General features: G+C 65.3%; 14 protein-coding genes. 12 read left to right on the top strand and 2 right to left on the bottom strand.

All coding sequences use genetic code 11. The features are described 5' to 3' along the window. Positions 1–62 precede the first annotated feature (62 nt). Positions 63–2,366, top strand: a complete 2,304-nt coding sequence (locus ABE434_RS07420) for a TonB-dependent hemoglobin/transferrin/lactoferrin family receptor (RefSeq protein ID WP_346478371.1) — start codon at positions 63–65, stop codon at positions 2,364–2,366. A gap of 117 nt (positions 2,367–2,483) precedes the next feature. Here ABE434_RS07420 and ABE434_RS07415 read toward each other — a convergent pair whose 3' ends face one another. After that, the gene (locus ABE434_RS07415; protein WP_121042519.1) at positions 2,484–3,884 is read right to left on the bottom strand and encodes a DEAD/DEAH box helicase; all 1,401 of its coding nucleotides are present in this window, start codon (positions 3,882–3,884) and stop codon (positions 2,484–2,486) included. 445 nt (positions 3,885–4,329) lie between these two features. Here ABE434_RS07415 and ABE434_RS07410 point away from each other — a divergent pair, with 445 nt between their 5' ends. Together ABE434_RS07410 and maiA are read left to right on the top strand one after the other, a co-directional pair. Next, positions 4,330–5,319, top strand: coding sequence for a fumarylacetoacetate hydrolase family protein (locus tag ABE434_RS07410; RefSeq protein WP_346478370.1), 990 nt, complete (start codon positions 4,330–4,332; stop codon positions 5,317–5,319). Positions 5,320–5,339: 20 nt separating this feature from the next. After that, positions 5,340–5,993, top strand: coding sequence for a maleylacetoacetate isomerase (gene maiA, locus ABE434_RS07405; RefSeq protein WP_346478369.1), 654 nt, complete (start codon positions 5,340–5,342; stop codon positions 5,991–5,993). A gap of 94 nt (positions 5,994–6,087) precedes the next feature. Here the strand turns inward: maiA and ABE434_RS07400 are convergent, their stop codons facing one another. After that, the gene (locus ABE434_RS07400; protein ID WP_346478368.1) at positions 6,088–7,218 is read right to left on the bottom strand and encodes a PilT/PilU family type 4a pilus ATPase; all 1,131 of its coding nucleotides are present in this window, start codon (positions 7,216–7,218) and stop codon (positions 6,088–6,090) included. A 97-nt stretch (positions 7,219–7,315) separates the two neighbouring features. Here ABE434_RS07400 and ABE434_RS07395 point away from each other — a divergent pair, with 97 nt between their 5' ends. From ABE434_RS07395 to ABE434_RS07355, 9 genes are all read left to right on the top strand, one after another. Next, positions 7,316–7,699 (top strand): DUF4398 domain-containing protein, encoded by a 384-nt coding sequence (locus tag ABE434_RS07395; RefSeq protein ID WP_183073797.1) that lies wholly within the window; start codon positions 7,316–7,318, stop codon positions 7,697–7,699. A 2-nt stretch (positions 7,700–7,701) separates the two neighbouring features. Further along, positions 7,702–8,595, top strand: coding sequence for a hypothetical protein (locus tag ABE434_RS07390; protein ID WP_346478367.1), 894 nt, complete (start codon positions 7,702–7,704; stop codon positions 8,593–8,595). Positions 8,596–8,959: 364 nt separating this feature from the next. Beyond that, complete coding sequence (locus ABE434_RS07385; protein WP_176990672.1) at positions 8,960–9,178, top strand: YdcH family protein; 219 nt, start codon at positions 8,960–8,962, stop codon at positions 9,176–9,178. Positions 9,179–9,383: 205 nt separating this feature from the next. Continuing rightward, positions 9,384–10,754, top strand: coding sequence for a pyridoxal-phosphate dependent enzyme (locus tag ABE434_RS07380; protein WP_102788976.1), 1,371 nt, complete (start codon positions 9,384–9,386; stop codon positions 10,752–10,754). 119 nt (positions 10,755–10,873) lie between these two features. Continuing rightward, positions 10,874–12,067: a cystathionine gamma-synthase gene (locus ABE434_RS07375; RefSeq protein WP_346478366.1), complete on the top strand. Its 1,194-nt coding sequence runs from the start codon at positions 10,874–10,876 to the stop codon at positions 12,065–12,067. Position 12,068: 1 nt separating this feature from the next. Next, positions 12,069–12,863, top strand: coding sequence for an ABC transporter permease (locus tag ABE434_RS07370; protein ID WP_346478365.1), 795 nt, complete (start codon positions 12,069–12,071; stop codon positions 12,861–12,863). Then, positions 12,853–14,220, top strand: a complete 1,368-nt coding sequence (locus tag ABE434_RS07365) for an ABC transporter ATP-binding protein (protein WP_346478364.1) — start codon at positions 12,853–12,855, stop codon at positions 14,218–14,220. The genes ABE434_RS07370 and ABE434_RS07365 overlap by 11 nt, the downstream gene beginning before the upstream one ends. Before the next feature lie 162 nt (positions 14,221–14,382). Next, positions 14,383–17,892 (top strand): class I SAM-dependent methyltransferase, encoded by a 3,510-nt coding sequence (locus tag ABE434_RS07360; protein ID WP_346478363.1) that lies wholly within the window; start codon positions 14,383–14,385, stop codon positions 17,890–17,892. A 136-nt stretch (positions 17,893–18,028) separates the two neighbouring features. Continuing rightward, positions 18,029–19,834, top strand: coding sequence for a hypothetical protein (locus ABE434_RS07355; RefSeq protein WP_346478362.1), 1,806 nt, complete (start codon positions 18,029–18,031; stop codon positions 19,832–19,834). Positions 19,835–19,836 lie beyond the last annotated feature (2 nt).

Raw genomic sequence — 19,836 nt, 5'->3', positions numbered from 1 at the left:
AGGAACGGCCCGCCGCCACCGCGGCGTTTCCGCCATTCCCATCCCTCCTGCGGAGTCCGATCATGAAGTCGTCCCTCACCCTGCTGGCCCTGGCGGTTGCCGCCAGCCTGTCCGCCACCGTGCACGCCGAAACCCTCAACGACGCCAGCACGCTCGATACCGTGCGCGTGCAGGCCGAGCGCGCCAAGAAGACGCGCTCGACCAACCAGAACGTCACCGTGCTCACCGCGGCCGATCTCGACAACGAGATGGCCAATACGATGGAAGAAGCGATCCGCTACATCCCCGGTGTCAGCATCGTGGACATGGGCCGCTTCGGCGACAACGGCTTCAACATCCGCGGCCTGGAAAGCGACCGCGTGGCCATCACCGTCGATGGCCTGAGCCTGGGCGAATCGGTGGAAACCGCGCGTTCCTATGAGTTCTTCCGGGGGGGCCGCGGCGACGTGGACATCGATACGCTCAAGAGCCTGGCCGTGATCAAGGGCGCCGATGCGATCAGCGCCGGCAGCGGCGCGCTGGGCGGCGCGGTGGTGTTCACCACCAAGGATCCAGCGGACTATCTCACGCCCACCGGCAACGACACCCACCTGGGCTTCAAGGCGGGCTACTCGGGCGCCAATGACGAAACCATGGGCACGCTGACCTTTGCCAACCGCACCGGCATCGTCGAATCGATGCTGGTCTACACCCGGCGCGAAGGCCACGAATCCGAATCGTGGTACGACACCACGAATGATCGCATCGGTGTCGGGCGCCGCACGCCCGATCCGGTCGACAGCACCCGCGACAACCTGCTTGGCAAGCTTGACCTGCAGCTCGACGACGCCAATACGCTGGGCTTTCTGTACGAGCGTGGCCGCGCCACCAACGACGTGGACAACCTGTCGCGTGTCTATGCACCGGGCTACCTGTCGCGCAAAGGCCATGACACCAACGACCGCGACCGCTACGGGGTGAACTACCAGTGGCGGGCCGACAACGCGCTGTTCGATACCCTGGATGCGCAGGTGGATCGCCAGGTCACCGACAGCCGTGGCATCACCACCATCGTGGCCGGCAGCGGCTGCCCGGGCGGCGCCACGCCGTGCCTGCGCAGCGAGAACCGCTCCACCAAGCAGACCCTGGACCGTGCCGCGGCCGACTTCAGCAAGGTCTTCGCCACCGCGGGCGCGCGCCATGACGTGGTGTACGGGCTGGCCTGGCAGCAGCGCGACATCGATTTCACCGCGGTCGACACGCGCTGGAACGCGGCCGGGGCCGTGGCCTCGGTGGAGATCGATCCGCGCCAGGTGCCCAAGACCGACGTCACCGCCTGGAACCTGTACCTGCGCGACAGCGTGCAGCTGCTGGACGAACGCCTGACCCTCAGCGCGGGTGCACGCTACGACCGTTACGACTACTCGCCGCAGGTGGACGCCACCTTCGTGGACCGCACCGGCACCGTACGTGACGTGAGCTTCGCTTCGCCGACCTGGCAGCTGGGCGCCGAATACCGCTTCCTGCCCGACCACGCGCTGTGGGCCCAGGTGGGTCGTGGCTTCCGTGCGCCCACCGTGGCGGACATGTACTCGCCGACCAGCGCCACCCAGGTGATCAACGCGCAGAACGGCCAGCCGCTGCTGCTCAACGACACCGTGTCCAATCCGGATCTGGAGGCGGAAAAGAGCCTGAACCTCGAGTTCGGCTACCGCTGGAGCACGGACCGCGCGCAGCTGGGCCTGTCGGTGTTCCGCGACCGCTACGAGAACTTCATCGAGTACACCAACCTGGTCCAGTCAGTACCGGGTGGCTTCCGCACCACCGCGACCGGCCCGGTGCTGTATTCGCGCAACTACACGATGCCGACCAACGCGGGCGAAGTGACGGTCAAGGGCGTGGAGCTGGAGGGCCGCTGGCAGATCAGCGATGCGTGGTCCTCGCGCCTGGCCGCCTCCTACAGCGAAGGCGAGAAGCGCAATGGCGATCCGCTCGACAGCATCGTGCCGGCCAGCGCCGTCCTCGGCGTGCGCTATGCCCCCTCGCCGGTGTGGAATCTCACCGCCAGCGTGACCCATGCCGTGGCCAAGAAGGCCAAGGACGCCTACACCACCGACGCCACCGGCAAGGTCACCACGCCTGCCTTCGTCGACAAGGCCGATGGCCACACCGTGCTGGATCTGTACGGCACCTGGAACGTCACCCCGCAGTGGAAGCTCAGCGCTGGCATCTACAACCTGACCAACGAGGAGTACTACCTCTGGCAGCGCGTGCGCAACATCAACAAGGGCACCAACACGCTGTACGGCTACGTCAACGATGAGGGCATCGGCCGCTACAGCGAGCCAGGCCGCAATGCGCGGATCACGGTGGCCTACAGCTTCTGAGGCAACGCACCATTCAACGGCCGTTGTAGTGCCGGCCGCTGGCCGGCTCCAGAAAAACAAAAAAAAGGGCGACGCAGATGCGTCGCCCTTTCTACGTCTCAGCGATGCCCGAAGGAATCAGCTGGCGCGACCGCCACCGCCGCCCTGGCTGCGGCCGCCACCGGCGTTGCCGCCGCCACGGCGCTGGCCCTGCGGCTGGCCACCGCGCGGTGCACCGCGGCCGGCGCCATCACGCTGGCCGCCACCGGCCTTCTTCGGGCCGGCATGGGCGTGGCGCGGAGCCTCGGCATGCGGACGACGCGCGTGTTTGCGCGGCGAGCGATCGCCACCCGGCAGCTCGGCCTTGCCCGGCGCGCTGTTGCCCCAGCGGATCGGGGTCTGCGGCTCGAAGCCCGGCACGTCGCGGATGTCCATGTCCTTGTCGAGCAGGCGCACGATCTGGCGCAGCAGCTTGGCTTCGTCCTGCGCCACCAGCGAGATCGCCTGGCCGGTCGAACCGTTACGGCCGGTACGGCCGATGCGGTGCACGTAGTCCTCGGCCACCATCGGCAGGTCATAGTTGATGACCTTCGGCAGCTCGTTGATGTCGATGCCGCGCGCGGCGATGTCGGTGGCGACCAGCACGGTCACGCGGCCGGCCTTGAAGTCGCCCAGCGCGCGCAGGCGCTGGCCCTGGCTCTTGTTGCCATGGATCGCCGCGGTCTTGATGCCGGACTTGTCCAGGAACATGGCCAGCTTGTCGCAGCCGTGCTTGGTACGGCCGAACACCAGGGTCTGCTCACGGCTGTCCTGGGCCAGCAGGTGCAGCAGCAGCTCGCGCTTGCGCGGGCCATCGACCGGGTGCACGCGGTGGCTGATGTTCTCGGCAACGGTGTTCTTCGGCGTGACCTGGATCTGCTCCGGGTTGCGCATGAACTCCAGCGCCAGCTGCTTGATGCTCTCTTCGAAGGTCGCCGAGAACAGCAGGGTCTGGCGGTTCTGGCGCGGCAGCTTGGCGAGGATCTTCTTGATCGACGGCAGGAAGCCCATGTCGAGCATGCGGTCGGCTTCGTCCAGCACCAGGATTTCGATGCCGGAGAGGTCGACGCTGCGACGCTCGATGTGATCGATCAGGCGGCCCGGGCAGGCGACCAGCAGGTCCACGCCACGGCGCAGCACGTCGAACTGGTTGCCCATGCCGACGCCGCCGTAGATGCAGGCGCTCGGGATGCGCAGGTACTTGCTGTAGCCGCGCAGGCTGTCATGCACCTGGGTAGCCAGCTCGCGGGTCGGGGTCAGCACCAGTGCACGCGGACGGCGCGGGCCATCGACGGCCTGCGGGTTGGTGCCCAGGTGCTGCAGCAGCGGCAGGCCGAACGCGGCGGTCTTGCCGGTACCGGTCTGTGCGCCGGCCAGCAGGTCGCGGCCTTCCAGGGCGAGCGGGATCGCCTGCTCCTGGATCGGGGTGGGGGTTTCGTAGCCCTGCTCGGCCAACGCGCGCAGCAGGAACGGGGCAAGGCCCAAGGATTCAAAAGACATCGGGTGGAAGCTCCAAAGACAAAGTAACGCCAGGCCGAATGGCCGGACGCGAGGCAGATCAATGTGATCGGCTGACTCGGAGCGTTCCCGTAAACCGCGCTGCGAGAATTGGGTGCAGTCGACGCGGTGCGCAGACTGGAATGCATGACGAATGGCGTCGGAGTGGGGGCGGGCGACGGATCGTTTGATCCATATCGCCGGCGATCCCGAAGGGAAACGGACGGCCGCTGCAGACCCGGATAGTCTAACGGATGTTTGAGACCCATACCAAATGCCCCTGTTCAGCTTGGGAGCAGGGGGACGGAACAGTAGAGCCACGCCATGCGTGGCTGCTCCTGCGCGTCGGCAATGCATTACGGTAAAGCGATGCGGCGGTGCAGCTGGTCGGCCCACCAACCATTTGATTACACTTGAAACCTATTTTCGCGATCCCGGATACCCACCCATGAAGCTTGGTTCTTTGAAGGAAGGCGGCCGCGACGGCACCCTGATCGTGGTCGCGCGCGATCTGCGCCAGGGCGTGCGCGCCACCGGCATCGCGGCGACCCTGCAGCAGGCCCTGGAAGACTGGAGCCACCTTGCGCCGCGCCTGAACGCTCTGTACGAGTCGCTGAACGACGGCGATGCCGACGGCGTGTTCGACATCGACCTGCAGGCGCTGGCCGCACCGCTGCCGCGCGCCTATGAGTTCGTCGACGGCAGCGCCTACCTGCCGCACGTGGCCCGCGTGCGCCGCGCCCGTGGCGCCGAGGTGCCGGAGAGCTTCTACACCGATCCGCTGATGTACCAGGCCACCAGCGCCGGCTTCTACGGCCCGCGCGATGCGGTCAAGGTGGTCAGCGAGGAGTACGGCATCGACCTGGAGGCCGAGCTGGTGGTGATCACCGACGACGTGCCGATGGCGGTGACGCCCGAGCAGGCCGCCGGCCATATCCAGCTGATCGGCCTGGTCAACGATGTCTCGCTGCGCAACCTGATCCCGGGCGAACTGGCCAAGGGCTTCGGCTTCCTGCAGTCCAAGCCGCGTTCGGCGCTGTCGCCGGTGTTCGTTACCCCGGATGAGCTGGGCGAGGCCTGGCAGGACAGCAAGGTCCACCTGCCGCTGGTCACGCATGTCAACGGCACCTGGTTCGGCGCGCCGGAAGCAGGCGTGGACATGCAGTTCAATTTCGCCCAGCTGGTCGCGCATGCGGCCAAGACCCGCCCGCTGGGCGCCGGTGCGATCGTCGGCTCGGGCACCATCGCCAACGAAGACACCAGCAAGGGCGCCTCCTGCTTCGCCGAACAGCGCACGGTGGAAACCCTGCGCGACGGCAAGCCGAGCACGCCCTTCATGTCCTTCGGCGACGTGGTGCGGATCGAAATGTTCGATGGCGCCGGCGAGAGCATCTTCGGTGCGATCGAGCAGCGCATCGAGCAGGCCTCCAGGCCCTGAGCGCCGCTGCGGAGACCGTCATGGACCCGATCGAACTGTTCAGTTACTGGCGGTCCAGCGCGGCGTACCGCGTGCGGATCGGGCTGAACCTCAAGGGCCTGCCGCACCGGATCACCCCGGTGCACCTGGTCCGCGAGGGCGGTGAACAGCACAGCGCGGCGTATGCCGCGCTCAACCCGCAGGAACTGGTGCCGACCCTGCGCCATGGCGAGCGCGTGCTGCAGCAGTCAATGGCGATCCTGGCGTACCTCGACGAGGTGTTTCCGGCCACGCCGTTGCTGCCCGGCGATGCCGGGGGCCGGGCGCGCGTGCGGGCACTGGCCCAGCTGGTGGCCTGTGACATCCACCCGCTCAACAACCTGCGGGTGATGCAGTACCTGGAGCGCACCCTGCAGGCCAGCGCCGAGACGCGCACGCAATGGACGCTGCACTGGATGGCGGAGGGGCTGGCGGCGATGGAAACCCTGTTGGCCGGCCATGCCGCGACGGGCACGTTCTGCCATGGCGACCAGCCCGGCCTGGCCGATGCCTGCCTGGTGCCGCAGCTGTACAACGCGCACCGGTTCGGCCTGGATCTGGCGCCGTACCCGACCCTGAAGCGAATCGAGGCGAAGTGCCTGGCGCTGCCGGCCTTCGACGCGGCGCGGCCCGAGCGTCAGATCGACGCAGGGTGACGGTGGGCATGGACCGATCGACGCAGGCAGACGGGTAGGCATCGACCGTTGGTCGATGCGCCGTGTCAATTGCCCCCACCAACGGTGAGACCTGTTAGAACCCGTGCGTGATCGCCGGTGCCGAGCTGGCCGAATAATCCGCGTACGGATCATGCTCGCCGCTGCCGCCTTCGGACAGCCGGAACTTCAACGCCAGGCCATCGCGCGAGTCGGCCGCGCGCAGCGCTTCCTCCTGCTCGATGATGCCGTTCTTGGCCATCCGGAACAGGCACTGGTCGAAGCTCTCCATGCCTTCCTCCAGCGACGCTTCCATTGCCGCCTTGATCTCGTGCACCTGACCGCGGCGCAGCAGGTCGCGGATCATCGGCGTGTTGATCAACACCTCGGTGGCCGGCAGGCGGCGCCCGTCCTTGCCCTTGACCAGGCGCTGGGACACCACTGCGCGCAGGTTCAGCGAAAGGTTCATCAGCACGTTGCGGTGCGCGCTCTCGGGGAAGAAGTTGAGGATGCGCTCGATGGTCTGGTCGGCGTTGTTGGAGTGCAGGGTGGCCAGGCACAGGTGCCCGGTTTCGGCGAACGCGATCGCCGCCTCCATCGTCTCCGCATCCAGGATCTCGCCGATCAGGATCACGTCGGGTGCTTCGCGCATCGCGTTCTTCAGCGCGTCGTGGAAGGTGTGCGTGTCCAGCCCGACCTCGCGCTGGTTCACGATCGACATCTTGTGCTTGTGCAGGTATTCGATCGGGTCCTCGATGGTGAGGATGTGCCCGGTCGTGGTGGTGTTGCGGTGGTCGATCATCGAGGCCAGCGAGGTCGACTTGCCCGAGCCGGTCGAGCCGACCACCAGCACCAGCCCGCGCGGGGTCATGATGACGTCCTTCAGGACCTGGGGCAGGTTGAGCTCTTCGATGCTGGGGATCTTGCTGCGGATCGCACGGATCACCATGCCGACCTCACCGCGCTGCTTGAACACGTTGACGCGGAAGCGCCCCGCATCGGGCAGGGCAATGGCCATGTTGAGCTCGAGCTCGCGCTCGAACTGCGGGGCCTGGCCTTCATCCATCAACGAGTAGGCGATCTTCTTGACCATCCCGGGCGGCAGCCCGGTATTGCCCAGCGGATAGAGTTTCCCCTCGATCTTGATGTATACCGGTGCTCCGGTCGTCAAGAACATGTCCGACGCGTTCTTTTCGGTCATCAGCTTCAGGAAATAGCCGATATCCATGCGAAATGTTTCCCCAACAATCAGCGGCTTGCCATTGCAAGCGCACCGCAGGCTTCCGACAATGGCCGCGCACACAACTCTGGCGACGGCACCCCCAATGAAACCTAGCTTCGCACAAATACGACGGGCCCTGTATGTGACGGTGTGCGCATTCGCGCTCTCTGGTGCTGCACAGGCGCAGGATGGCGCCCTGGAACTGATGCAGGCCCGGCAGGCGGTCGACAAGGCCACCCAGGCCGATGCCGACCAGTACGCCCCGGACCTGATCGCCGTGGCCCGCCAGGGCCTGGAGCAGGCCCAGCGCGCGGCCGGCGACCGCCGCGAGCGCAAGAACGCGCCGATGCTGGCCGTTCGCGCCACGGTCGATGCGGACCTGGCCCGCGCCCGCAGCGAGGAAGCCACCGCCACCGCCCAGCTGCAGCTGCGTCGCAATGAAGTCAGCCAGCTGCAGCGCCAGCTCGCCACCGGGGAAGACCGCTGATGATGTCCACCAAGATGCGCATGCCCTGTCTGCTGCTGGCCGTCAGCCTCAGCCTGCCGCTGCTGGTCGAGGCCGCCGATGACCCCGCCGTGGCCCAGCTGACCCAGCGCCTGATGGCAATCCAGGCCAACCCGGATGCGGCCCAGCTGGCCGCCTTCGAGCGCCTGCAGGCCCAGCAGGCCGTGGCCGATCTGGCCAAGGCCAAGCGCCGGGATCTGGACCAGGCCCGTTACCTGGCCGAGCGCCGGGTCGAGATCGCCGAGACCAGCGTCCGCGCCGCCCTGGCCCAGCGTGAGGTCGACCAGCTCGAACGCACCCGCAGCGAGCTGCTGATCGAAGCCAGCCGCCGCGATGCCCAGCGGGCCCGCCAGGAAGCCGAGCGCCTGCGCGTCCAGGCCCAGATCCAGGCCGAGGAAAGCGAACGCCTGCGCCAGGCGGCCGAACAGGAAGCCCTGGCCCGCCAGGACGCCGAAACCGCGCTCACCAGCGTGGCCGGCAAGCAGACCGCCCGCCTGAGCGCGGCCCAGCAGAACGCGGCCAAGCTGGCCCGTGAAGAAGCCGAGCTGGTGGCGGGCAGCAAGCTGCCGGGCTCCAGATTCGACAGCCGTGGCGAAGTGTTCACCTTCAACGGCGACGCCTTCGCGGCCGGCAAGGGCAGCCTGTCCGGCGGGGCCAAGGGCCAGGCCAAGGCGCTGGCCGAGTACCTGAACATCGGCAAGAAGGGCCGGGTCCGGATCGAGGCCTACGACGCCGCGGCCGGTGTCGGCCAGCAGCGCGCCGAGGCGCTGCGCGACGCGCTCGTGGCCGCCGGCGTGAGCGCCAGCCGGCTGCAGGTCAGCGGCAAGAAGGCGGCGGCGACCAAGGCGCGTTCGGCCGAGGTCATCATCGCGCCGTGATGCCCGGCCGGCAGCGCGTCATGCCCGTCGGGCATGACGCAACTGGTTGTTTTTGTTTAATTTCCGTTGTTCTGCGTGTTCAGCCTGAACCCCGCCTAGGCAGGCTCGACGATATCGTCTGAAAGGGTTGAACCGGCTTCGAAGCAAGCGTAGGGTCAGTTGTCCGGGTCGCCTTCCGCGGCCTGGACGATTGGAGGGCCGGCAATGCACCAGCGCCACGAATCACAGCAGTCCGAGGTCCAGGTTGAACTGGACGCCGCTGCGGGTTCGCAGGTCAGGGTTGCCGTGCACTCCGCCCCAAGCAGCGCCCCGTGCCGTCAGGCCGGGGCGTTCTTGTTTCTGCAGAAGCGATAGGAGGTTCATCATGTTTGAAGGTCAGCCCCAGAGCGACATCGACGCACGGCGCAAGCAGGATCCGGAATTCAAGGCGCTCTACGAACGGCACCAGAAGTTGAACAAGAAGTGCATGGATGCCGAGCTGGGCGTACTTCCGATAGACCGCCTCACCCTGGGACAGATGAAGCGTGAGAAGCTGCTGGCCAAGCAGAAGCTGGAACGGATGTACGCCTCCCCCGTGCACTGACGCCTTTACCCCCTACGTCTGTCAGCCCCTACGTCGCGGGCGGTTCCGGTCACCTCGTCGACCGGTGCCGTCCGCGCCGCTCCAGATCTCCCGCCGAAGCGGGAAAGCGGCCGCAAGGTCGATGAACGCGGCAACCTGACTTTCGCCGCCAACCGTCGGATAATCACCGGTCCGGCCGCATTGCGGCGCGAATCGATGTGAACCGATGGCAATCCACTCCTCCGTACTCGAACTCATTGGCCAGACCCCGATCGTCAAGGCCCAGCGCCTGGATACCGGCGTCTGCGAGCTTTACCTGAAGCTCGAGAGTGCCAATCCCGGAGGATCGATCAAGGACCGCATCGGCCTGTCGATGATCGAAGCCGCCGAGCAGCGGGGCGACCTCAAGCCGGGCGCGACCCTGGTCGAGGGCACCGCCGGCAACACCGGCCTGGGCCTGGCGCTGGTCGCCCAGCAGAAGGGCTACAAGCTGATCCTGGTCGTGCCGGACAAGATGAGCCGCGAGAAGATCTTCAATCTCAAGGCGATGGGTGCCGAAGTGCGCCTGACCCGGTCGGACGTGGCCAAGGGCCATCCCGAGTACTACCAGGACATGGCCAAGCGCGTGGCTGAGGAAACGCCGGGCGCGTACTTCATCAACCAGTTCGGCAACCCGGACAACCCGGCGGCGCACGAGTTCGGCACCGGCCCGGAAATCCTGGCGCAGATGGACGGCGACCTGGACGCGATCGTGTTTGGCTGCGGCAGCTCGGGCACCATGACTGGCCTCTCGCGCGCCTTCTCCACCCTCTCGCCGAAGACCGAGCTGGTCCTGGCCGATCCGGTCGGCTCGATCCTGGCCGAATACATCAATGACGGCGTGCTCAACGACAAGTCGGGCAGCTGGCTGGTGGAAGGCATCGGCGAGGACTTCCTGCCCTCGATCGCCGATTTCAGCCGCGTCACCAAGGCCTACGCGATCAGCGATGCCGAGAGCTTCCACACCGCGCGCGAGCTGCTGGGCAAGGAAGGCATCCTCGGCGGCTCCTCGACCGGCACCCTGCTGGCCGCGGCGCTGAAGTACTGCAAAGAGCAGACCACCCCGAAGAAGGTGCTGGTGCTGGTCTGCGATACCGGCAACAAATACCTCTCCAAGATGTACAACGACTACTGGATGCTGGACAACGGCTTCCTGGAGCGACCGCAGTCGGGTGACCTGCGCGATCTGATCCTGCGCCCGTACGGCCAGCGCGACACGGTGGTGATCGGCCCGAACGACCTGCTGACCACCGCCTACCAGCGCATGAAGCTGTATGACGTCTCGCAGCTGCCGGTGATGGACGGCGACCAGCTGGTCGGCATCGTGGATGAGAGCGACGTGCTGCTGCACGTCTACGGCGACGAAGCCCGTTTCCGCGACCCGGTCGCCACCGCGATGGTCAGCAAGCTGGACCGCCTGGACGTGAAATCCCCGATCGAGGCCCTGCTGCCGGTGTTCGACCGTGGCCAGGTCGCCATCGTCATGGATGGCGCCAACTTCCTCGGCCTGATCACCCGGATCGACCTGCTGAACTACCTGCGCCGGCGCGTACAGTAAGCCGTAATGTCGCAATGAACCCATGTTTATCCGCGTCAACGGCCGATTAAGCCGCCGCTGATAGACTTCCGCTCCTTTTGCGGGGGCCCCTGTCGGGGCTCCCCTTGCCGGGAAACAACATGTCCGATCACGCTTCCTCCGGGCACGGCGACCGCTCGCTCGCCCTGGCCACGCTGGCCATCCACGGCGGCCAATCGCCGGATCCGAGCACCGGCGCGGTGATGCCGCCGATCTACGCGACCTCCACCTACGCCCAGTCCAGCCCCGGCGAACACCAGGGCTTCGAGTACTCGCGCACCCACAATCCCACCCGCTTCGCCTACGAGCGCTGCGTGGCCTCCCTGGAAGGCGGCAGCCGCGGCTACGCGTTCGCCTCGGGCATGGCCGCCAGCTCCACGGTGATGGAACTGCTGGATGCCGGCAGCCACGTGGTGGCGATGGACGACATCTACGGCGGCACCTTCCGCCTGTTCGAGCGCGTGCGTAAGCGCACCGCCGGCCTGCAGTTCAGCTTCGTCGACCTGACCGACCTGGCCGCGTTCGAGGCCTCGATCACCCCGCAGACCAAGATGGTCTGGATCGAGACCCCGACCAACCCGATGCTGAAGATCGTGGACATCGCCGCGGTGGCCGCCATCGCCAAGCGCCACGGCCTGCTGGTGGTGGTCGACAACACCTTCGCCTCGCCGATGCTGCAGCGTCCGCTGGAGCAGGGCGCGGACCTGGTCCTGCACTCGGCCACCAAGTACCTCAACGGGCACTCGGACATGGTCGGTGGCATGGTCGTGGTCGGCGACAATGCCGAGCTGGCCGAACAGATGGCCTTCCTGCAGAACTCGATCGGTGCCGTCCAGGGCCCGTTCGACAGCTTCCTGGCCCTGCGCGGCCTGAAGACCCTGCCGCTGCGCATGAAGGCGCACTGCGCCAACGCGCTGGCCCTGGCCCAGTGGCTGGAAAAGCACCCGGCCGTCGAGAAGGTCATTTACCCCGGCCTGACCTCGCACCCGCAGCATGAGCTGGCGACGCGCCAGATGAACGGCTACGGCGGCATCGTCTCGATCGTCCTCAAGGGCGGTTTCGACGCGGCCAAGCGTTTCTGCGAAAAGACCGAACTGTTCACCCTGGCCGAATCGCTCGGCGGCGTGGAAAGCCTGGTCAACCATCCTGCGGTGATGACGCATGCCTCGATCCCGGTGGAGCGCCGCGAAACGCTGGGCATCAGCGACGCGCTGGTGCGGTTGAGTGTCGGGGTGGAGGAGCTGGGGGATCTGCAGGTGGATCTGGAAAGGGCACTGGGTACCGAGGCCGCTTGAGATGGGAATCCTGTCGGTATTCGGAAAGAACCGCTCGCTTGCCTACGAACTGACCCAGCGTGAAGTGCTGGGCCGGTACCGGGGGGCCAGCTTCGGCCTGTTGTGGTCGCTGATCAGCCCGTTCCTGATGTTGCTGGTGTACACGCTGGCGTTCGGCTTCGTGATGAAGGGCCGCTGGCCGGGGTCGAGTGGTTCGACCACGGATTTCGCCCTGATCCTGTTTGCCGGCCTGACCGTGCATGGCTTTTTCGCCGAGTGCTTCATCCGCGCCCCGCAGCTGATCGTGGGCAATACCGGCTACGTGAAACGCGTGGTGTTCCCGCTCGACATCCTGGTGTGGAGCATGACGTTCTCGGCGTTGTTCCACCTCGCCATGAACATGGTGGTCCTGCTGATCCTGTATCTCTGCCTGAAGGGCAACATCCACGCGACCGCGCTGCTGCTGCCGCTCGTCCTGGCGCCGCTGGTGATCCTGACCGTGGGCGTGGGCTGGGCCGTATCGGCGCTCGGTGTGTATCTGCGCGACATCGGGCAGATCGCCGGCGTCGTCGCCACCGCCATGCTGTTCCTGTCCTCGGCCATCATCCCGGTGGAATCGGTGCCGGAGAGCTATCGGATCGTGTTCGAGCTCAATCCGCTGACCTTCATCATCAACCAGGTGCGTGAAGTGGTGATCTGGGGTCGCCTGCCGGATTGGACGGGACTGGCGATCTACACCGTCATTGCCTGCGTGGTCGCGTTCATCGGCCATCGCATCTTCAGCAAGCTGCGCGTGGGGTTCGCCGATGTCCTCTGAAATCACTCCGGCGGAAACCGTCATCGAGGTCCAGGGCGTCGGCAAGGCGTACCACATGTACGAGCGGCCCTCGCATCGCCTGTGGCAGGCGCTGGCGGGCAAGCGCAAGTCGTTCTACAAGGATTTCTGGGCACTGCGCGGCGTCAGCTTCTCGATCCGTCGTGGCCAGACCGTGGGGATCGTCGGCCGCAATGGCTCGGGCAAGTCGACCCTGTTGCAGATGATCGCCGGTACCTTGAACCCCACCGAAGGCCATATCTCGGTGAAAGGGCGGGTTGCCGCGCTGCTGGAACTGGGCAGTGGCTTCAATCCGGAATTCACCGGGCGCGAGAACGTCCTGCTCAATGCCACCATCCTCGGGTTGCGGCGCGATCAGATCGAACAGCGGATGGACAGCATCCTGGCCTTCGCCGATATCGGTGAGTTCATCGATCAGCCCGTGCGCAGCTATTCCAGCGGCATGTCGGTGCGCCTGGCGTTCGCAGTGATCGCGCACGTCGATGCCGACATCCTGATCATCGATGAAGCACTTGCCGTCGGTGATGCGTTCTTCTCGCAGAAGTGCATGCGCTTCCTGCGTGAATTCCAGAAGCACGGCACGCTGCTGTTCGTCAGTCATGACGCCGCGGCCGTCACCAACCTCTGCGAGAACGCGGTGTGGCTGGAGAACGGCAAGATGCGCCTGGCCGGCACCTCGCAGGAGGTGGTCGAGGCGTACATGACCGAACAGCACGTGGTCGGCCGTCGCGAAGCGGCTGCCGAAGACATCGTCGTGGCCGCCAAGAAGAAGACGCGGGTGTCGCTGGCTGACAGCCCCGACTTCCGCCACGATGCACTGCATGAGGCCGGCGTACAGAATCGCATCGCGCTGTTCGAATTCGATCCGGACAATGTGGGCCAGGAGTTTGGTGCACAGGGCGCGCGTATCGTCGACGTCCGGCTTACCGACACAGAAGGCAACCGGCTGTCGATGCTTGAAGGCGGGGAGTTGGTCCGGCTGGAACTGCGCGTGGCACTGCAGGAGCCGCTGGAGAACCTGATCGTCGGCTTCTACGTCAAGGATCGGTTGGGCCAGCGTCTGTTTGGTGACAACAGCCACTTCGCCTGCAAGGATCAGCCGGTGTCAGGCGTGGCCGGTGAAACGGTGGTGGGAACCTTCCTGTTCCGCATGCCGATCATGCCGTCCGGGTCATACATGATCGATGCGGCGGTGGCGTCGGGCGATCAGCATGATCACACCCAGCAGCATTGGATTCACGACGCGCTCGAGTTCCGCGCGACAGATGAGACCATGCGGTTCGGCCTGGTTGGCCTGCCGATGCTCTCCATTACTTTGGAAAGTGAGGGCGTCGACTAGCGCTACTGCTACTGCTACTGCTACTGCACGGCGCGCTTCAGCGCACGATTCGATATACCTGCTACAGACGCGATTGAAATCCTCCTTGAGACCCCGGGTTGGATGATCAGATCAATCAGTGCGCGGCGTGAAAATACTAGAGGGAATGAATTGATGGTTTCGGTGAGCGACGAAAATACGGCCGTGGGGATCGATCCCACCATCCCGGTATTCCGGCATGGGGCGATGTTCATGGTGCCGGAGTTCCTGGAGACTTCCGGCTGGCTGGAACATGTACCGTTCGCCTTCTGGCTGATCGAGGCTCACCAGCCGCGTTCCGTCGTCGAGCTGGGGTCGCACCGCGGTATCTCTTACTTCGCCTTCTGCCAGGCAGTCAAAGCGCTCAAGCGACAGACACGTTGCTATGCCGTGGACACGTGGGAGGGGGATTCCCAAGCCGGTTTCTATGACGATTCCATCTACCAGAGTGTGGTGGAACGCAACGAACGCAGTTATGGAGACTTCTCCACGTTGCTGCGAATGACCTTCGACCAGGCGTTGGATGAAGTTCCCGACGGGTCGGTCGACCTGCTTCACATCGATGGTCTGCATACGTTCGAGGCGGTGAAGCACGATTTCACCACTTGGCTCCCGAAGATGTCGCGCCGAGGCGTGGTGATCTTCCACGATACCAATGTACACACGGAAGGTTTCGGTGTGCAGGCGTTCTTCGCACCGCTGCGCGAGCGCTACCCGAGCTTCGAGTTCCTCCATGGCAACGGACTGGGCGTGATCGCTGTGGGTGAGGACATCGGTGACTCCATGTCGGCGTTGTTCGCGTGCGCCCGCATGTCCGACGCTGAAGAGCGGGTGCAAGGAGCTTTCTCACGGTTGGGAGCGTGTTGCACGGCAACGGTCGTGGCCGACGAAGCTCTGGCAGCAGAACGTGAGCTGACCACCGCGAAGCAGGATATGTATCGTTGGGCGTTGTCGCTGGAGGAAGACCTGACGCGGGCCAGGGCCGATTACGCGAGATTGGAGAGTGAGTTCAACGAGCGGACGCGCTGGGCTCTCGAACTGGATGAGATCGTTCGCAGCGCGGCAGATTCGACTGCGCTGGCGGCGGAACAAGAGTACCAGGGTCAGCAGCAGCATCTGCAGCGCACTCGAGAGCTTGACGAGGAGGTCTCAAAGGTCCGAGCTGCTTTGACTACAGAGCATGCGCGCGCCCGTCGTCTCGAGGCCGCGATTGCCATGCTCTGGGAGACCAAGCTGCAGCTCGAGGCGGAGCTGTCCGAGCTGCTGGGCCACGCCCAGAATGACCTGCAGCAGCGCCATCTGGACATCGAACAACTGATGGCGAGAGCCGGGGGGAGCGCGCTTGTCGCCCACGTGCCCGACGGCACACCGAAGCGGCGTGAGCAGGAACTGGCCGATGTCGTTCAACGCTATCGCGGCGAACTCTCGTCGCTGCAGGCCTTCACCAACAGCCTGCTGCAGTCCAAATCCTGGAAGATGACCCGGCCACTGCGTTTCTTCTCGCGGGTGGTCCGGGGGGACACCGCTGCCGTCTTCAGTTCGCTGCGTGCCAGCGGCCTTGCCAGGCATCGCCTGCTCGCTCCCCTGGTCCCGACGGTCAAGCGGTTCCTGATGCGCCGCCGTGATGCGGTGGTCGTGCCGGTGGAAGGCCTGGCGCTTGAGCAGGTGCGCAACGACCCCGATACGATTCTTTCGCAGCTCCGCTTCGCGGCGGTGGACAACCCGGTGGTCAGCATCGTCATTCCCACCTATGGGAATTACGAACAGAGCCTGGCCTGCGTGGCATCCATCGCCCGCGCCGGCGCACGTGTTTCCTTCGAAGTGCTGGTGCTGGAGGATACCTCCGGTGACCCCGACATCAAGAAGCTGGCCGGGATTCCGGGCCTGCGGTTCCACGACAACCCGAAGAATCTTGGTTTCCTGCTGTCGTGCAATCAGTCCTTGACGCTGGCCAAGGGCGAGTTCATCTATCTTCTCAACAACGATACCGAAGTCACCCCGGGCTGGCTGGATGCATTGGTGCAGGTCTTCAGGACGCATCCGGACGCTGGCATGGTCGGCTCGAAGCTCGTCTATCCGGACGGGCGGCTGCAGGAGGCCGGTGGCATCGTGTGGGCGGATGGCAGCGCCTGGAACTTCGGTCGTCTGGATGTTCCCGGCAAGTCGGCGTACTCCTATCTGAAGGAAGTCGACTACATCTCGGGTGCATCGATCATGGTGCCGGCGACGTTGTTCCGGACCATGGGCGGCTTCGATGAGCGCTACGTTCCGGCCTATTACGAAGACACCGATCTGGCCTTCCGTATCCGCGAGCAGGGCTTGAAGGTGTATCTCCAGCCTGCATCCGTGGTCGTTCATTACGAAGGCTTGTCCAGCGGTACCGATGAGACGACCGGTGTAAAGGCGTTCCAGGCGATCAACCGCGAGAAGTTCCTTGCGCGCTGGGAAAGTACGTTGCGCGCGGAACAGTTCCCCAACGCCCAGGACGTGTTCCTCGCTCGCGATCGCTCACGCGACCGGCGCCACGTGCTGGTGGTGGACCACTATGTGCCGCAGCCCGACCGGGATGCAGGCTCGCGGGCGACCTGGCAGGTGATCGAGACCCTCGTCCGCCAGGGGTGCCAGGTGTCGTTCTGGCCAGCCAATGCGTACGAAGATCCGATCTATACCCCGCCGCTGCAGCAGCTCGGCGTGGAGGTGCTGTGCGGCTCGGAGTATGTCGGACGCTTCGACGCATGGCTGACCGAGCACGGCAACTACCTCGATGCGGTGGTGCTGAACCGGCCGCATATCTCGGCCGAACTGGTTGGCAGTGTCCGTCGGCACAGCCGCGCCACGCTGGTCTATTACGGACATGACATCCACCACCTGCGCATGCAGCAGCAGCTCGCGCTGCACCCGGACGATGAACTCGAGAAGGAAACCCAGCGCTATCAGGATTTCGAGCATTCGCTGTGGAAGCAGGCCGACGTGATCCTCTATCCCTCGGCGGATGAAACCGCTCATGTACGCCATTGGCTGGACACGCACGTGCGTGGCGTCGACATCCGCGCGGAGACCATCCCGCTGTATGCCTACGAACCCGTCCCCGACGCCGCCATGCTCGGGCCTGAGCAGCGGCAGGACATCATTTTCGTGGCAGGTTTCGCGCATGCTCCGAATGTCGATGCTGCCCTCTGGTTCGTCCGCGAGGTGTTTCCGCTCGTTCGCAGTGAAGCGCCGGGCGTGCGGCTGAGTCTGGTCGGTTCCAATCCACGTCCGGAAGTGCTGGCATTGGCGTCGGAGGACATCGAGGTCACCGGCTACGTCAACGATGCGGCCCTGGAGGAACGGTACCGACGCGCGCGGGTCGCCGTGGCACCCCTGCGATTCGGTGGCGGTGTGAAGGGGAAGGTGCTGGAAAGCCTGCAGTATGGCCTGCCGTGCGTGACCACTTCCGTGGGCATGCAGGGACTTGCCGACGCGTCCTCGTTCATGCAGGTGGCCGATGCGCCGGAGCAGATGGCGGCACGGATCCTGGCGTTGCTGCGCGACGACGCTCATTGGTCGCAGGTGTCTTCCGCCGAGAGGGCATTCATTCGGCGGTACTATTCGCACGATGCGTTGTGGCGTGTACTTTCCGCAGCCATCGGCACGCGCCCGCTCTCATCCTGAGCATCGTCGCGTGTAGCGGGTGCGCATGGGCCACGGGTTGGGCATGCCATTGCGGCGTTCGTGCTGCCGGGTGTGCGTTCCGGTGGGCACGCGCCGGCGTTTGAAACGGCGGGCCACCCATTACGGACCGGTGGCCTTGCTGCGTTCCGTCACCTTTGGAGTTCATTGCTTGCAGCCTTCTCTTCGCCAACGTGTCTCACTGCAGTTGCAGCGCCTGCCGGTCCAGATTTCGCTGGGCCTCTGCGCCGTTCTGCTGCTCGGCGTGGTGCATCAGGTATTCATCACGCGCGCCCACCCTGACGCGTTGTACATGGACTCGCTGCGACTGCTGTTCCAGCTGGACCAATGGCAGGCGGGACACATGTCCACCCTCGACTTCTGGGGTCAGGGGTCATCGCATCGCGGTTTCGTCAACCAGCTGTTCCTTCTGGCCAATGTCACTCTGTTCGATCTGGATGTTCTGCTTGCCAACAGGCTGACCGGCATCGTCATCGGGCTCGTGGCAGCGGTCCTGGTGGTCGCGTGGTGCCGGGACGCAGTCCGGCAGGAAGGCAGGACCAACGCCCTGCTGCAGCTGACGGTCTCCATCGCCTTTGCGGTCCTGTGCTTCAGCTGGGCAGGTTTCGAGCTTTTGACGCTGGACCTTGGGCTGCCCCTGTGGACGAAGAACCTCAGCTTCGTGCTCTACATCTGTGCCCATGCCGGTCTCCTGGGAGGTCGTTCACGGCACCCGCTGGCCTTGACCATCGGGTTGTCGCTGGCTGGGCCGGTAATCGTGCTGCTGGTGGGCATGGGCTGGAACTACGCGTTCGTCGCCGCTGTGCTGGCCATGCAGGCGCTCGCGTTCCTGCCGCCCTGGCGAGCGAGCGGCGTGCGCCGCGGTGTTCTTCCCTCCCTGCTGCTTGTCGTCTCGATGATCGTCTATGTCAACGCGGGCAGCCTCACCGATGGTGCGGTGAAGGGCGGAGGTCTCAACATCGATGCGGACGCGCCGCTGTTGGCGCTGTATGCGCTGGGCTCGACCGTCGGATATCCAGAGGCCGTGCTTGTCGGTCGCTTCCCATTGCTCCTCATCGCCGGGGCTGGGCTGGTGATGCTGCTGGTGGGCCTTGCGGCCACGGCAAGCTGGTTGCGTCGAGGCGCACCAGGCTCCCGCGTTCCTCTCTACCTTGTGCTGTACGGCGCGCTGGTTGCCGTCTCGGTGACGCTGGCGCGTGGTGCCGATGGTCCGCTGGCGGTGATGGCGTCGCGCTATTACATGGATATCGTGCTTGGCTTGATCGGGGTGCTTTGGCTTGCCGCGCGTGAGGTTCGTCTGCGGGCACCGGTGTCGGTCGCGGCGTTGGCCGTCTGGTTGCTGGTGCTGGGCGTCATGGCCACCCATGCGCAGACCTATCGACACGAATGGATGATCAGTCCCTATCGCGCCCTGCTATTCGCCGAGATGAACCGTGTCACGCTGCGGGCGGTGCCGGATGACTCGGCCGCGGCGCTGCTGCAGTCCCCACTGATCCATGCCAGGCAAGGCTCGGAGATAATGCGGACGCGAAGCCTGGCGGTGTTCAACGCCTCCCCGGCGGATGCGTGTTCCACGACGGCGATAGCCTATGGTCCTGGTTGGAACCAGGCAGAAGGCGCGGTACGTTGGTCGACGGACGATGCTGTACTGGAGTTGCCGCCGTGTGGGTGTGATTACAGCGCTGACCTGTATCTGCCCGCAGGCATGGCCCCACGACAGGTCACGGTAGGCGGCACTGATGGGGTGATGCAGCAGCTGTCGGTGAGCCCGGGAGAGTCGGTGCGCGCGCTTCTTGGCCAGGGCAGGGTGAAGCTGACCGCCGATCCGATCACGGTGCCCAGCAGGGACCTGCCGGGTGCGACCGACAGCCGTGAGCTCGGCGTGCTGGTTACCGGCTTCTCGGTCAGTTGCGGAGCGCATTGAGG

This window comes from Stenotrophomonas sp. TWI1183, assembly GCF_039673115.1.
GTDB lineage: Bacteria > Pseudomonadota > Gammaproteobacteria > Xanthomonadales > Xanthomonadaceae > Stenotrophomonas > Stenotrophomonas maltophilia_AA.
Note: the sequence above shows the minus strand (reverse complement) of the source record. Positions and strands in the feature narration are given on the sequence as shown.